12 protein-coding genes and 1 pseudogene are annotated in these 14,939 nt (G+C 37.5%); 11 read left to right on the forward strand and 2 right to left on the reverse strand.

The features are described from left to right. Positions 1–49: 49 nt before the first annotated feature. Positions 50–1,216, reverse strand: coding sequence for an MFS transporter (locus tag ACQKMH_RS06610; protein WP_427586623.1), 1,167 nt, complete (start codon positions 1,214–1,216; stop codon positions 50–52). Between the two features lie 426 nt (positions 1,217–1,642). Here ACQKMH_RS06610 and ACQKMH_RS06615 point away from each other — a divergent pair, with 426 nt between their 5' ends. Both ACQKMH_RS06615 and ACQKMH_RS06620 read left to right on the forward strand, forming a co-directional pair. After that, entirely contained in the window at positions 1,643–2,107 is a 465-nt protein-coding gene (locus ACQKMH_RS06615; RefSeq protein WP_427586625.1) for a GNAT family N-acetyltransferase, read from the forward strand. A 278-nt stretch (positions 2,108–2,385) separates the two neighbouring features. Further along, positions 2,386–2,481, forward strand: a pseudogene (locus ACQKMH_RS06620) (ISNCY family transposase); the annotation flags it as partial. A gap of 105 nt (positions 2,482–2,586) precedes the next feature. Here ACQKMH_RS06620 and ACQKMH_RS06625 read toward each other — a convergent pair. Beyond that, positions 2,587–3,678 (reverse strand): GntR family transcriptional regulator, encoded by a 1,092-nt coding sequence (locus tag ACQKMH_RS06625; RefSeq protein ID WP_427586626.1) that lies wholly within the window; start codon positions 3,676–3,678, stop codon positions 2,587–2,589. 374 nt (positions 3,679–4,052) lie between these two features. On the opposite strand from ACQKMH_RS06625, the gene ACQKMH_RS06630 reads away from it, so the two are divergent. From ACQKMH_RS06630 to ACQKMH_RS06670, 9 genes are all read left to right on the forward strand, one after another. Next, a complete protein-coding gene (locus ACQKMH_RS06630) occupies positions 4,053–5,663 on the forward strand; it encodes a xylulokinase (RefSeq protein ID WP_427586627.1) in 1,611 nt (536 codons plus the stop codon). Between the two features lie 22 nt (positions 5,664–5,685). Then, positions 5,686–6,381, forward strand: a complete 696-nt coding sequence (locus ACQKMH_RS06635) for an L-ribulose-5-phosphate 4-epimerase (protein WP_427586628.1) — start codon at positions 5,686–5,688, stop codon at positions 6,379–6,381. 33 nt (positions 6,382–6,414) lie between these two features. Then, positions 6,415–7,839, forward strand: a complete 1,425-nt coding sequence (gene araA / locus ACQKMH_RS06640) for an L-arabinose isomerase (protein WP_427586629.1) — start codon at positions 6,415–6,417, stop codon at positions 7,837–7,839. Positions 7,840–8,204: 365 nt separating this feature from the next. Continuing rightward, the gene (locus ACQKMH_RS06645) at positions 8,205–9,599 is read left to right on the forward strand and encodes a sugar porter family MFS transporter (protein WP_427586631.1); all 1,395 of its coding nucleotides are present in this window, start codon (positions 8,205–8,207) and stop codon (positions 9,597–9,599) included. Positions 9,600–9,841: 242 nt separating this feature from the next. Then, positions 9,842–9,991, forward strand: a complete 150-nt coding sequence (locus ACQKMH_RS06650) for an MFS transporter (protein WP_427587527.1) — start codon at positions 9,842–9,844, stop codon at positions 9,989–9,991. Positions 9,992–10,310: 319 nt separating this feature from the next. Then, on the forward strand, positions 10,311–10,964 hold the full coding sequence (gene fsa / locus ACQKMH_RS06655) for a fructose-6-phosphate aldolase (RefSeq protein ID WP_427586633.1): 654 nt from the start codon (positions 10,311–10,313) through the stop codon (positions 10,962–10,964). Next, on the forward strand, positions 10,965–12,983 hold the full coding sequence (gene tkt, locus ACQKMH_RS06660; protein ID WP_427586634.1) for a transketolase: 2,019 nt from the start codon (positions 10,965–10,967) through the stop codon (positions 12,981–12,983). Between the two features lie 116 nt (positions 12,984–13,099). Next, entirely contained in the window at positions 13,100–14,128 is a 1,029-nt protein-coding gene (locus ACQKMH_RS06665) for an aldose epimerase family protein (RefSeq protein ID WP_427586635.1), read from the forward strand. Between the two features lie 142 nt (positions 14,129–14,270). Continuing rightward, on the forward strand, positions 14,271–14,903 hold the full coding sequence (locus ACQKMH_RS06670) for a DUF4405 domain-containing protein (protein WP_427586636.1): 633 nt from the start codon (positions 14,271–14,273) through the stop codon (positions 14,901–14,903). Positions 14,904–14,939: the final 36 nt, after the last annotated feature.

Below are 14,939 nucleotides of genomic sequence, written 5' to 3' on the forward strand. Positions count from 1 at the left end.
CTTTTTTTGCAAACAAATCCACCTCTATGTTAATAGAGGTGGATTTGTTTTAGATCGATTTATACCTTTTCTTTTCATTTAAAAAATCCTTATAGACTAAAACAGCAACAACAATAAAACTTAGACTAATAACCCGGAATATCATTTCTAAACTAATCCATTCAGCTAAAAAACCTAATACAAATGCGCTAACTCCAACACCAACGTCAAAACTGGAAAAAAAGGTTGCGTTGGCAGCGCCACTTTTTTCTTCACTTACCATTTGAACCGTCCATGTTTGTAAGCATGGCATAACAGTTCCATAACCTGCCCCAAATAAAATCGCCGCAATAATAAGATGAAGATCATTTGTCGTAAAAGACAGCGTAACAAGTGACAAAAATCCTAAAACAGCCGACATAATGATGATGGACCAAGGCCCTTTTTTGTCATACCATTTTCCGGTAAACGGACGCAGTAAAGTCGCAACAGTAGCATTGATAAGGAAGAATAGAAAAATATGATCTAATCCCTTTTGTTTTCCAAAAAGAACTAAAAATGTAATAATCGCTCCAAAACCGAGTGTTGTGATAACCGTCAGTAACGTTGGGAACCATACGTCTTTTTCAAAAATCATATTCATATATCGAAATGGTTGCTTCTCACGCTTTAGAGTTGTAGGCGAATTTACAAATTGAAGCGCAATAACTGCCAATAGGCTGAGTACTACTGATGACCAAATTAAAATATCGAAAGAAAAAGAGTCATAGATAAGGATACCTATACTCGGAGCAATGATAGCCCCGACCGTTGTTGAAATAGAAAAATATCCCATTCCTTCTCCCAACCGTGTCCTAGGAATTAAATCGACCACTATTGTACTATTAGCTGTGGTTGATACTCCCCACGCTGCGCCATGGAAAATTCGAAACAATAGAAAAAGCCATATAATATTAAGAAAAGGATACAGCATTGTAATAATCATTAAAGCTGCACTTGCACAAATGGCTAGACCTTTCCGTTGGTTATCTATTAAATAGTACCCTACAAATGGCCTGATTAGTACAGCACCTATCGTAAATAATGATGTCACTAAACCTACTTGAATGGAAGATGCTTTAATGCTTAACAAATAGGCTGGCAAAATAGGAAGCAACATTTCAAACCCTATAAAAACTAAAAAATTGCTTATAAATAAAAAAAGAAATGATTTATTAAAGATTCTTTGATTTTTCATATAATTATTCCTCGCTTCTAAATTATTTTTTCTAAATTAGAAGCGATTGGAACACTGAAACGTTTTTCAATTGTCTAAGGTTTTTAGTCAATTGACTCACCCTCTCTAAAACTCCTTGAAAATTTATCAAATAACTATATCAGACTTCCCCCTTATAAACAAGCTACTTTTTTAATCAACCATATTATAAATTAAATGACTTTATTGATAATGTAACAACTTTATTGAAACTCTGCAGGAATTAACATCACAGCTTGTGTCAACTATACAATAATCCTTAATGAACTAACGGGGCAGGTTAGTTCATTAAGGATTTATTAAAATACTGAAAACCATTCTAATGAAAAGAATGGTTTTTGTATTTATCCCTTATGGTATATGTTATTATTTGGAATATTAAATCATTTATCAATAAGGGTGTGTATAGTGGTGGAAGTCAGTATTAAAAAGACCAAATTGAATGAAGTCGAAGATTTGTTAGCTATACAAAAAGAAGTTTTTGCAGAAGATTATGCCTTATATGAAGACCACGATTCAACCCCTGTAAATGAAACGGTAGCAAAATTAATCGAAAACATTGAGCGTTTTTTTCATTACACTATATTGTCGGACAATGCTATTATTGGAGCAATAGATATTCGCCCTTTGGATGAAAACCGATTAAGATTAAGTAAATTATTCTTAAGTAATGAATTTCAAAATAAAGGACTTGGAAGTAAGATAATCAAGTTAATGGAGTCCGAATTTCCGTTGATAAAAGATTGGAGCTTATATACTCCTTATTTAAACAAAAGAAATCACCATTTTTATGAAAAGCTAGGTTATATAAAAATAGGTGAAGTCCAAGTTACTGAAAAACTCCAGTTATTTAAATATGAAAAAAAATTATAAGATTGTTTTTCTTTTCTTCTATAAGAGATGTCTTGGCGACTTATTCCGATTTCTCCAAAAAAGATTGTGAAGAATTGTACCTAAACTAACGGGTGCGTACGTATCATAAGGTCGACCAGTAAAATTACTGGTTGACCTTTTTTAAATAGAATCTATTATATCAGTAGCCAGGGGAGGATGTATGGTAGAAACATGTTTGAGGCTGGTTGGGACGTAGATCTCGTATAACAAGCGAAGCTATGACGCTACAGAAGATGGGGCGTCGCCAGCCACTTGTCGTCATGATAGACAGTACCGCCTTGCGAAACAGTCTGTATGATTCACAAGCAGCTAAAGGAAAATCTACGCGCTTCTCATCGTCAAATACATTCAAGTTCTCTCGACCTAATTGATAACATAGACTGGGTTTTCCTTCGCGACTCGTGGAATATTTCCGTGAAATAAGATTTTTCGGGCCGTGCCTGTCACCCAATACTAGATTATTGTACTTCTAACTCTTTTACAGTCTCGCCTTCAATTAACACCGGTTGATAATAGGTTTCGTTTGGTAAATCCTTCTTTCCTTGTAATTTCTTAATGACCCAATCAGCTGCATCACGTCCCATTTGTTCTTGTGGGTGTGTCAATGTCGTTAGTTTGATATTAGCATTTTTGGAAATGTAAGAATTGTCCTGGCCAATAATTGATAATTTTTCCGGAATAGAAATATCAAGTTGTCTGCATACATTTACCACTTCCAACCCTACCTCGTCGTTATAGCAAACAATTGAAGTCAACACGTCTCTATTTTCATTTAGGAACTCCTTCAAGTTAGTGTATAGGTCCAGCTTTGTCTCTGTATCGAACGAAAGAACATGCTCTGGCTGAAATCGTAATTTGGCTTCTCCAAGCGCTTTTATATACCCCTTCATTCGATACTTTCCTTGTAAATCATCCATTTTTGAAATCAGTCCAATTTGTGTGTGTCCTTTCGAAATCAATTCTTTTGTTGCGAGATAACTAGACTGCACGTCATCGAGACAAAAGAAAGGAACTTCTAATTCTTCATAATAAGCATTGATCATGGTGAATGGAACATCCTGTTCCTTGAACGATAAGTAGTAAGCAATATTGGGATTGTATAGATTGCTTTTTGTAGGCTCAACAATCAAACCATCCACGCCGAATGACAACATCATTTCCAAAGCTTTTTTTTCTTGTTCGACATCATTATTTGTACTAGCTAAAAGTAACGAATAGTTATCCTCATTCAATCTCCCTTCAATTCCACGAATAATTGAGGGGAAAATGTAATCAGAAATGTAGGTCGTGATTACACCGATTGTTTTATTATTGGAATTTCCGCCAGATTTTGATTGATATTGGTTACTAACATAAGTGCCAGATCCTTTTTCACTTCTTAAGAATCCCTCATTCGATAGTTCTAAAATGGCCTTTCGAACAGTGTGTCGGCTAACTTTGTACTTTTCTTGCATGGAGTATTCAGTAGGAATTTGTTCTCCTACACTGTAATCTCCTGAAAGAATTTTACTTTTTATATCATCAATGATGACCTGATACTTTGGTTTCATTTAATTCACTTCTTTCATAGTTGTTCGCATTCTAATTTTTTCACTCGGAATATTTGTATGGACATATTTTATCATGATTTTGAATGAATTGAAAGAATTTACCTTATTATCGTACAAATTAACAAACAACTATAATTTTATTCGATTTTTACTGTTTTTTTCTTTAGGTTTTATGTCATACGAATACGTTTATTACAAACTTTAAGGGCAAAGGACAGAATTATCTTTGTTATATTTGTTAGTATATATTTTATTATATATTGACAAATGTACGCACAAAAAAATATACTAAGGTTGTTAATAAAGTTAAACGAAAAGGAAAGCGCCTCCTTTCGATTATAGATATTGAAAACGCTATCAGAGAGGGGATTAACGTGAAAACGAATCGAGTAAACATTAAACAAGCGATTACTAAGGGAGAAACTTCACTTGGAATCGAATTCGGATCCACACGTATCAAAGCAGTGTTGATTGATAATAGTTTTGAAACAATCGCATCTGGAAGTTATGAGTGGGAAAACATCTTGGAAGATGGATTTTGGACGTACAACTTAGTGGATATTATCACTGGTCTGCAAGCAGCTTATAGTGAAATGAAGCAAGAAGTTGAACAAAATTATGGAATCACAATTCGAACAATTGGTTCTATTGGATTTTCTGCAATGATGCACGGGTATATGGCTTTTGACAAAACTGGTGAGCTACTTGTTCCGTTTCGGACTTGGCGCAATGCAACAACCAGTGTTGCAGCAAACGAATTAACTGATAAATTCCAATTTAATATCCCTGAACGGTGGAGTATTGCTCACCTTTATCAAGCAATATTAAATGAAGAGAAACATTTACCTCGTATTGATTTTATTACCACTTTAGCTGGATTCATTCACTGGTTACTGACTGGTAATAAGGCAATTGGCATTGGGGATGCTTCGGGCATGTTCCCAATTGATGAATCAACGCAAGATTACAATGAATCGATGGTCAAGCAGTTTGATGAATTAATTGCGACCAAGGGTTATCCTTGGAAGCTAAAAGATATTCTTCCTAAAGTCTGTATCTCAGGCGAGCAAGCAGGTGAATTAACCAAAAATGGAGCAAAAATTCTGGATAAATCACATAATTTACAACCAGGCATTCCACTTTGTCCACCAGAAGGTGATGCTGGAACAGGGATGGTTGCTACGAATAGTGTGAGGAAACGTACTGGAAACATCTCAGTAGGAACTTCCGTTTTTGCCATGATTGTATTAGAGAAAGAACTTTCAAAAGTATATCCAGAAATTGATTTGGTAACTACACCAAACGGTAGTCCAGTTGCAATGGTTCATGCGAATAACTGTTCAAGTGATATCAATGCTTGGCTGGGATTGTTCCGTGAATTTTCTGAGGCAATGGGACAAAAGGTTGAAACGAATAAATTATTTGATGTGATGTTGAATAAAGCTTTGGAAGCCGACCCAGATGGTGGTGGTTTGCTTAGCTACGGTTATTTCTCAGGTGAAAATATCACAGGATTAGAAAAAGGCCGACCACTATTTGTCCGCTCACCTGAGAGTAATTTCAATTTAGCAAACTTCATGCGGATTCATCTTTTTACTGCTTTTGGTGCTTTGAAAATCGGAATGGATATTTTGACAAAGAAAGAAAATGTCGCAATTGATAGCATTTTAGCTCACGGTGGTTTATTTAAAACCCCTGTTGTTGGACAAAAAATTGTTGCAGCTGCAATGAATGCTCCAGTTTCAGTTATGGCAACAGCCGGAGAAGGCGGTGCGTGGGGAATTGCTATTCTCGCTTCTTACATGAAGAACAAAGATCAAAAAGAAAGCTTAGAAAACTTCCTCGACAAAAAAGTCTTTGAAGAGGCTGATGGGCAAGAAATTTATCCTGATGGATATGACGTTAAAGGATTTGAAGCATTTATCGAACGATACAAAAAAGGTTTAGTGATTGAGCAGGCCGCTGTAAATAATTTGATTTTATGAGTGGGAAACTGGAGGGATTGACATGTTAGAACAACTGAAAAAAGAAGTTTTTCAAGCAAATTTAGACTTACCTAAACATGGACTCGTGAAATACACATGGGGAAATGCAAGTGCCATTGATCGTGAGAGTGGTTTATTCGTTATCAAACCTAGTGGTGTTGATTATGAAACGATGAAAGCTAGTGATATGGTGGTTGTTGATTTAGATGGCAATGTTGTTGAAGGAGAGTTTAATCCTTCATCAGATACACCGACTCACGCAGTACTTTATAAGCATTACCCAGAAATCGGTGGCATTGTGCACACTCATTCAACTTGGGCGACAATTTGGGCTCAAGCAGGCCTTGATGTTCCAGCGATGGGGACCACTCATGCAGACACATTCTATGGTTATGTTCCATGCGCCCGATTCTTGACACAAGAGGAGATTGATCGTGGTTACGAAGCGGAAACTGGTAATGTAATCATCGAAACGTTTGAAGAGCGTGGGTTAGATATTTTAGCTGTTCCCGGTGTCTTACTTCATGGCCATGCACCATTTACTTGGGGCAAAGATGTAAAAGCAGCGATAATGAATAGTGTGGTGTTGGAAGAAGTTTCGAAAATGAATTTATTTGCGCGAGAATTAAATCATTTTGCTGAAGAATTGCCACAACGTATTTTAGATAAACACTATTTAAGAAAACATGGGGAAAATGCCTATTATGGGCAAAAGTAATACAAACTATCAAATTAAGAAAAGAGGGTAATTATGTCAACAATAGTCAAAAAAGAATTTTGGTTTGTCGTAGGTTCACAACATCTTTATGGGGAAGAAACGTTAGCGGAAGTCAAAGCACACGCACAAACGATGACCGATGCATTAAATGAAAGCGGTGTTTTACCTTACCCTCTTGTATTGCAAGATTTAGCTGTTAGTGCAGATAAAATCACAAGCATCATGAAAGAAGTAAACTATCGTGACGAAGTTGCTGGTGTCATCACTTGGATGCATACTTTCTCGCCTGCGAAAATGTGGATTCGCGGAACGAAATTATTACAAAAACCATTACTTCATTTAGCAACACAATTCAATGAAAGTATTCCTTGGGCAACGATTGATATGGATTTCATGAACCTAAACCAATCAGCTCATGGTGACCGTGAATATGGATTTATCAATGCCCGTTTGAATAAACAAAATAAAGTTGTAGTAGGTTACTGGGAACGCGCTGAAGTGCAACAGCAAATTGCAGAATGGATGGACGTAGCGGTTGCTTATAACGAAAGCTTCAACATAAAAGTCGCTCGCTTTGGTGACAATATGCGTAATGTTGGAGTTACCGAAGGGGATAAGGTTGAAGCACAAATTAAATTTGGATGGACAGTTGACTACTTTGGCATTGGAGACCTTGTTCAATACGTGAATGCTGTTAAGGACGAAGAAATTAATGCTTTATTTGCAGAATTTGAAGACCTTTATGAATTTGATTATGATACTTACAGTAAGGAAGATTGGGAAGCTAGCGTAAAAGTACAAGCAAGCTATGAAATTGCCATTAAACGTTTCCTTGATGATGGTGGTTACACTGCCTTCACAACTAACTTCGAAGATTTATATGGTATGAAACAGCTTCCAGGTCTGGCAGTCCAACGTTTGATGGCACAAGGATATGGCTTTGCTGGTGAAGGAGATTGGAAGACTGCAGCGCTCGATCGCTTACTGAAAGTGATGAGCCATAACCAATCAACTGGCTTTATGGAAGATTACACATATGAATTAGCTGCTGGTCAAGAATCAATCCTTCAATCACATATGCTTGAAGTAGACCCATCTTTAGCAAGTAACAAACCAAAAATTATCGTATCTCCATTAGGTATTGGTGATCGTGAAGATCCAGCACGCTTAGTATTCGACGGAAAAGCAGGAGATGGTGTCGTTGTTTCAATGGCTGACTTTGGTACGCAATACAAACTGTTGATTAACGAAGTTTCTGCATTTGAGCCAACTGTTCCAGCACCAAACCTTCCAGTGGCACGTGTACTTTGGGAAGTGAAGCCAAACTTCCAAGATGGAGTGAAAGCATGGCTTGAGAATGGCGGCGGTCACCATACAGTTGTTTCATTGAATTTAACAACAGACCAAATCATCACCTATGCAAAGCTAGTTGACCTGGAATATGTAGTTATTAAGTAATACTTCTAACCTCCGAGGAGTTTTTCTGCTTCCTTGGAGGTAAAAAATAGGTATTTCAGAAGTTGAAGAATGAAACGGGAACTATTATCAAAATATTCATGGTCCTTTTATTTGTAAGCGTGATCAGGGTTTTCTAGAAAAATTGAAAGCGCTTAATATAGAGGAATAAAACTATGTGATTTATGGGGAAACTCGAAAACTTTTAAACGACACAGAAATCAACTTAATAAATAATTTTTTAGGATGAATATCCTAGCATGTATTTGCAGTTTGAAAACACTTTTATTATTTCTTAAAAAGCCATCAATATTTTTAGTAGCAGGATTTTTAAACAATATAATTTCAACCTTGGGGAGGGAACTTTAATGGTTAATGAAAAGAAAATTTCAAGTGGTTTCATTTATTTTTTTGGGGCTTTTGCAGGCATTCTTTTCGGTTATGATATCGGCGTTATGACGGGTGCCTTGCCTTTTCTGCAACATGATTGGAACCTTCAAAACAACGCTGGGACTATTGGCTGGATTACCTCTTCGGTGATGTTTGGAGCTATTTTTGGAGGTGCCCTGGCCGGACAACTTTCTGATCGTTTAGGACGGCGCAAAATGATTTTAATATCTGCTATAATTTTTGGTGTTGGATCCATTTTGTCAGGAATAGCCCCTCATAATGGGATACTTTTTTTGATTGTTGCTCGGATTTTATTGGGATTGGCCGTTGGTGCTGCTTCTGCGTTGGTCCCAGCCTATATGTCGGAAATGGCGCCTGCACGTTTACGAGGACGTCTGTCAGGAATTAATCAAACAATGATTGTTTCTGGAATGTTGCTTTCGTACATTGTCGATTATTTATTGAAAGATTTACCAGAAACGATGGCATGGCGGTTGATGCTTGGTTTGGCTGCCTTACCTGCTTTGATCTTATTTGTTGGAATGTTAAGGTTACCCGAATCACCACGTTTTTTAATAAAGAACAATAAACTTGATGAAGCACGTAAGGTGTTAGGCTATATTCGCTCTAACAAAGAAGAAATTGATTCTGAAATAACACAAATTCAAGAAACTGCTAGAGATGAAATAAAGGCAAATCAAAAAGCATCATGGGGTACACTCTTAAGTAATAAATACCGTTATTTATTAATTGCCGGTGTGGGTGTTGCTGCTTTTCAACAATTCCAGGGTGCAAACGCAATTTTTTATTACATTCCTTTGATTGTAGAGAAAGCAACAGGGCATGCAGCAAGTTCAGCGTTGATGTGGCCAATTATCCAAGGAGTTCTTCTCGTAATAGGTTCATTAATATTCCTAATGATTGCTGATAAATTTAATCGCCGTACTTTATTAACAGTAGGCGGAACAATTATGGGGCTATCATTTATTTTGCCGGCAATATTGAATTTATTAATTCCTAATGCAAATCCGATGATGATGGTTGCTTTTTTAAGTATCTATGTAGCACTTTATTCATTCACGTGGGCTCCTTTAACTTGGGTCATAGTTGGTGAAATTTTCCCGCTGGTAATTCGCGGACGTGCGTCTGGATTAGCTTCATCATTTAACTGGATTGGTTCTTTCTTAGTTGGATTGCTATTTCCAATTATGATCGCTTCGATGTCTCAAGAAGCTGTTTTTGCAATCTTCGGTGTTATTTGTTTACTTGGAGTTTTATTTATCCGGACACTCGTTCCTGAAACTCGGGGTCGCAGTTTGGAGGAAATTGAAAAAAATGGAGAAAATAGACAAGTTAACGGAAAAAGTGCGTAATTAGATCTATGAGGTTTGGAGCGGAATTCAAACAAGCTATACGCAATTTGCAGCAGATGTTCAAGGCAAGTATCATTACGTTAACAAAAATTAGCGCGATTGGTATTAGATCTATGATGCATGGATTTTTGGCTTTTTTCAAAGAATGGTACTTAGCTTACTCCCTTTAGAGTCGGTACAGCGTCTTCTTTAGTTCCTGCATACATGTCTGAAATGAAAGCGTTCTAAACTAGGTAACGTTAATCGAACTTTGCTCTTTCATCCTTTGCTATGCGTTTTCTTGGGCACCACTTACATGGATTATAGTAGGGGAAATCTTCCCACTAGTGCATTTTGAAATAGGGGCTTCAAAAGTTGAATACACTTTTGTATTCATCATATACAAATCGTGAGCATGTTGATTTGCTCACGTTTCATTACTTGAGGCCGGAGTTGCTTACTTCGGCCTTATTTCAATTCTTAATAAAGGTAAACTGATAGCCTCTTATTTATATCATTTCCGCTCAATTGTTTTGGCTGTAAAAGAATCTAAGAAGGAAGCCTTTTTTTAGTTAAATGTAAGAGGAAAATTAATACGTACAAATTTTATTGTTATTATTTACATGTACGTATAAAAATTGTATGATATCTATGTATTCGATTTCAGATTATTTACAATAAAATGTGAAAAGGTATTGCAAAAAATTTAAAAGAAAGTGAGTGAGAGAAAAAATGAAATTCTTTTTAGATACAGCAAATGTAGAGGAAATTAAACGTATTAATAAACTTGGTTTAGTTGATGGTGTAACTACTAACCCCACTATTATCAGTCGTGAAGGGCGTAACTTTGAAGAAGTCATCAAAGAAATATGCTCGATTGTGTCTGGTCCAGTTTCAGCGGAAGTGATCAGTTTGGATGCTGAAGGTATGGTGAAAGAAGCACGTGAAATTGCGAAATGGGCAGACAACATTGTCGTGAAAATTCCGTTGACAGATGAAGGGTTGGAAGCCACACACATCCTTAGTCAAGAAGGCATCAAGACAAACGTGACACTGATTTTTTCTGTTGCACAAGGGTTAATGGCAGCAAAAGCTGGCGCAACTTTTATTTCACCATTCTTAGGGCGTTTAGATGATATCGGCTCACCTGGGATCAAACTAATTGAGGACTTACGGACAGTTTTGGATAACTACGGACTAAAAGCTGAAATAATTGCCGCAAGCATTCGTGGTATTGAGCATGTCGAAGCAACTGCTAAAGTTGGTGCGAATATTGCGACAATTCCCGGTTCGTTATTTCCTAAATTATGGAGCCATCCTTTAACTGATAACGGGATTGCGCAATTCATGAAAGATTGGGAAAGCTTCAAGAAGGAGGAAGTTTAAGTGTTTGATAGAATTGATAATTTGGCAGTAAACGCGATTCGTACTTTAAGTATTGACGCGATTCAAAAAGCAAATTCGGGACACCCAGGTTTACCGATGGGGGCGGCACCAATGGCTTACGTTCTTTGGTCAAAATTTTTAAACGTGAACCCTAAGACAGGGCGTGATTGGACGAACCGTGACCGTTTCGTATTATCAGCTGGACACGGTTCAGCCATGCTATATAGCTTGCTTCACTTAGCAGGCTACAACTTGTCGATTGAGGAGTTGAAGAACTTCCGTCAATTGGATTCTCTTACACCAGGACATCCAGAAGTGGATCATACGGATGGAGTGGAAGCAACGACTGGTCCGCTTGGACAAGGATTCGCAAATGCGGTAGGGATGGCAATGGCAGAGGCTCATTTAGCCGCTACTTATAATAAAGGCAAGTTTAACATAGTGGACCACTTTACCTACACATTATGCGGTGATGGGGACTTGATGGAGGGGGTTTCTCAGGAAGCAGCTTCGCTTGCCGGGCATTTAAAACTAGGAAAATTAATTGCATTTTACGATTCAAATGATATTTCTCTAGACGGTCCCACTTCAAAAGCCTTCACAGAAAACGTAGGGCAACGTTTTGAAGCATACGGTTGGCAACATATATTGGTTAAAGATGGGAATGACATAGAAGAAATAGCAAAGGCCATCGAAATAGCCCAAGCAGAAACAACAAAACCAACTTTAATTGAAGTAAAAACGGTTATTGGCTATGGTGCGCCGAATGAAGGGACAAGTGGTGTTCACGGAGCACCATTAGGAGATGAAGGCATCAAACATGCGAAAAGTTTTTATGAGTGGCCGCATGCTGCTTTTGAAGTTCCAGTAGAAGTATACAACCGTTTCCGTGAAACGATTCAAGCGCGTGGATGTAGTGCAGAAAGTGAATGGAACGTTTTATTCACTGATTACGCTAAACAATTTCCAGAATTAGCTGAACAATATAAATCAGCATTTGCGGGTGTTCTTCCTGAAGATTTTGATAGTGAAATGCCAGTTTATGAAGAGGGAACAAGTGCCGCAAGTCGCGTCACTTCTCAAGAAATGATTCAAGCTTTGTCAAAAACGGTTCCTACATTTTGGGGTGGATCAGCTGATCTTTCAAAATCAAACAATACAATGGTTGCGGCAGAAACAGATTTCTCTCCTGAAAATTATCGTGGTCGAAACATTTGGTTCGGTGTACGGGAATTTGCAATGGCTGCAGCTATGAATGGAATCGCACTTCACGGGGGAACACGAGTTTATGGAGGAACATTCTTTGTCTTCTCTAACTACTTGCTTCCAGCGATTCGTATGGCAGCAATTCAAAGCTTACCAGTTACTTATGTGCTAACGCATGACTCTATCGCGGTAGGGGAAGATGGCCAAACGCATGAGCCAATCGAACAATTAGCTAGTGTTCGTTCTATCCCAAACGCAATAGTTCTCCGTCCAGCTGACGGAAATGAAGTACTCGCTGCTTGGAAGTTAGCTATTTCAGCTACTGACAAGCCAACGGTTTTGGTTCTTAGTCGCCAAAATTTACCTGTCCTTCCTAGGACAGCAACAGGTGCTGAAGAAAACGTAGCGCGGGGTGGATATGTCCTTTCTCCAGCTCAAGGTGAAACACCTGAAGGAATCTTAATTGCCACTGGTTCAGAGGTAAAGCTTGCAGTAGATGCGCAAGCAAAACTACGTGAAGAAGGAATCGATGTATCCGTTGTTTCTCTTCCAAGTTTTGAATTATTCGATCAACAATCTATTAATTATAAAGAAGCGGTATTACCATCAAGCGTAACAAAACGTGTGGCAATTGAAGCAGGCTCAAGCTTCGGTTGGGGCAAATATGTGGGGCTAAATGGCGCAACTGTCACCATCGATACATTCGGTGCTTCAGCTCCCGGAACTATTGTTTATGAAAAATTTGGTTTCACAGTTGAAAACGTCATTACAAAATATAAAAGTTTGATGGTTAGTCCTCAGCTCGTGCGTTAATCATATATGAAATCAATGAGGACTCAACGCGCTCATTTAAAATGGTCGGAACTTCTGTTTCGGCCTTTATTTATCAGAATGGCTGAAAAATTTAAGTATGGAAGGAGTCTGAAAAAATGAAATTAACAAAAATCCCATTTGGCGATGAAGCATTCCTGTTTACAATGGAAAATGATAATGGAGTGATAGTAGAAGTTACAAACTTTGGGGCAAGAATCGTCAATCTTTTCGTCCCAACGGAAACAGGTCGTAAGAATATAGTATTGGGCTTTGATTCTATTGAGGATTACAAGAAAGAAACATACTACGGAGCAACAATAGGAAGGGTCGCTGGAAGAATAAAAAATGGCGAATTTTCAATTGGTGAATCACTTTACCAAACATCTGTAAATCAATTAAGGAATACATTACACGGTGGCAAGCCTGGATTCGATGAAAAAATCTGGGATTATGAAGTGAATGAGACGGATGAAAGTGCATCAATCATCTTTTCAACCCAATCACCTGATGGCGAGAATGGTTTTCCGGGGAATTTGAAAGTAAGTGTGACTTATACATTAGACAACTTAAATATCTGGTCAGTGAGCTATCAAGCAAAAAGTGATAAAGATACAATTTTTAATCCGACCAATCACGTTTATTTTAACTTAACAGGACATCCAAGTAATCCAATCGATGATCATTCCTTACAAATATCTTCAGAAGAATTTGCACTAGTAAATGAGGATACCACAGTAACTGGTGAAAAACGAAGCGTAATTGGCACGCCTTATGATTTTCTAACCCCGAAGAAATTAAAATCAACCTTTGAATCCATTGATACAGAGGTGAAAAAGGTTCAAGGGATAGATCATCCATTCTTCCTTACGTGCTCAAGTCTTTATCAAATTGCAGCGAAATTAATTAGTCCTGACGAGAAAATAAAAGTTGAAGTATACACAGAAGAGCCTACGATCGTCGTTTATACTGCGAACTTTGTGGAAGGAGTTCCACTTATGCACGGAGAAAAATTAATCCAACATGGTGGATTAACATTTGAAACCCAAGCTGCCCCAGGAGCGATTGAGTTTGAAGATTTTGGAGATATTCTTCTTCGTGCTGGCGAAAATTACACTTCCCAAACAAAATACAAAATAAGTTTTTAGGGGTGTAGCTACATGCCTACTAAGTAATAAGAAAGTGGCTATTTGCAAGGTGTGGAAATATCTTTTATTAAATCTCGAATGTTGACCCCATTAGCTTTTGCACTAATGTCTCTTAGTATCTTAAAAAGTAAAAAAGACAATTGTGGTTACAATGCTTATTTCTATTGGGATTGAACTAATCCAATTGATTGAAAATTCTAGTTCAACAAACATTGATGATGTCATTCTTAATACCCTTGGTGTGATAGGGGTATATATTTATCTTTTGTTTAATCAATTTATAGGTAAGGGACTATCTGAAAAGTTGAAAGCTTACCAGATTACCGGAAATACAATCCATGAACTGATAGGAGTTATATTGTTTTTGTTGTTTATTGCCCACAATATTTTAAATCGACGATGGTATAAAACGATTTTTAAGGGAAAGCACAATGTACAACGTATACTGAGCATTACGGTCAATTTGCTTTTTCTTGTATCCATGGCTGTGGTGATGATAAGTTCTGTGCCAATTTCCCGTGACATATTTGCCTTTATTTCTATAAACAATGACATGACTCTATTACAGATACATGTTATGGCTTCATATTGGGGATTTATCTTCATGGCTGTGCATATAGGAATGTCCTGGGGAACAATAATCAATGCAGTACGAAAGATGACGGGAATTACCAGCACGAGCCGTATCTGCACAATTGCATTCCGTATAATAGCGGTGTTGATTGTTGTCTATGGTGTGCAGACTTCCTTCCTTCGAGAGAGAGATGCTTTCTAGGTTAACCATATATAATCCATTCGGTTGGAGCTTTGA

Origin of the sequence: Peribacillus sp. NPDC097895 (genome assembly GCF_050277555.1) — a bacterium.
GTDB lineage: Bacteria > Bacillota > Bacilli > Bacillales > DSM-1321 > Peribacillus.

Coding starts and splice junctions, on each gene's coding strand:
- ACQKMH_RS06645 (WP_427586631.1), top strand. CDS start 8,205: ATGGTTAATGAAAAGAAAATTTCAAGTGGTTTCATTTATTTTTTTGGG.
- ACQKMH_RS06635 (WP_427586628.1), top strand. CDS start 5,686: ATGTTAGAACAACTGAAAAAAGAAGTTTTTCAAGCAAATTTAGACTTA.
- ACQKMH_RS06625 (WP_427586626.1), bottom strand. CDS start 3,678: ATGAAACCAAAGTATCAGGTCATCATTGATGATATAAAAAGTAAAATT.
- ACQKMH_RS06610 (WP_427586623.1), bottom strand. CDS start 1,216: ATGAAAAATCAAAGAATCTTTAATAAATCATTTCTTTTTTTATTTATA.
- fsa (WP_427586633.1), top strand. CDS start 10,311: ATGAAATTCTTTTTAGATACAGCAAATGTAGAGGAAATTAAACGTATT.
- ACQKMH_RS06665 (WP_427586635.1), top strand. CDS start 13,100: ATGAAATTAACAAAAATCCCATTTGGCGATGAAGCATTCCTGTTTACA.
- araA (WP_427586629.1), top strand. CDS start 6,415: ATGTCAACAATAGTCAAAAAAGAATTTTGGTTTGTCGTAGGTTCACAA.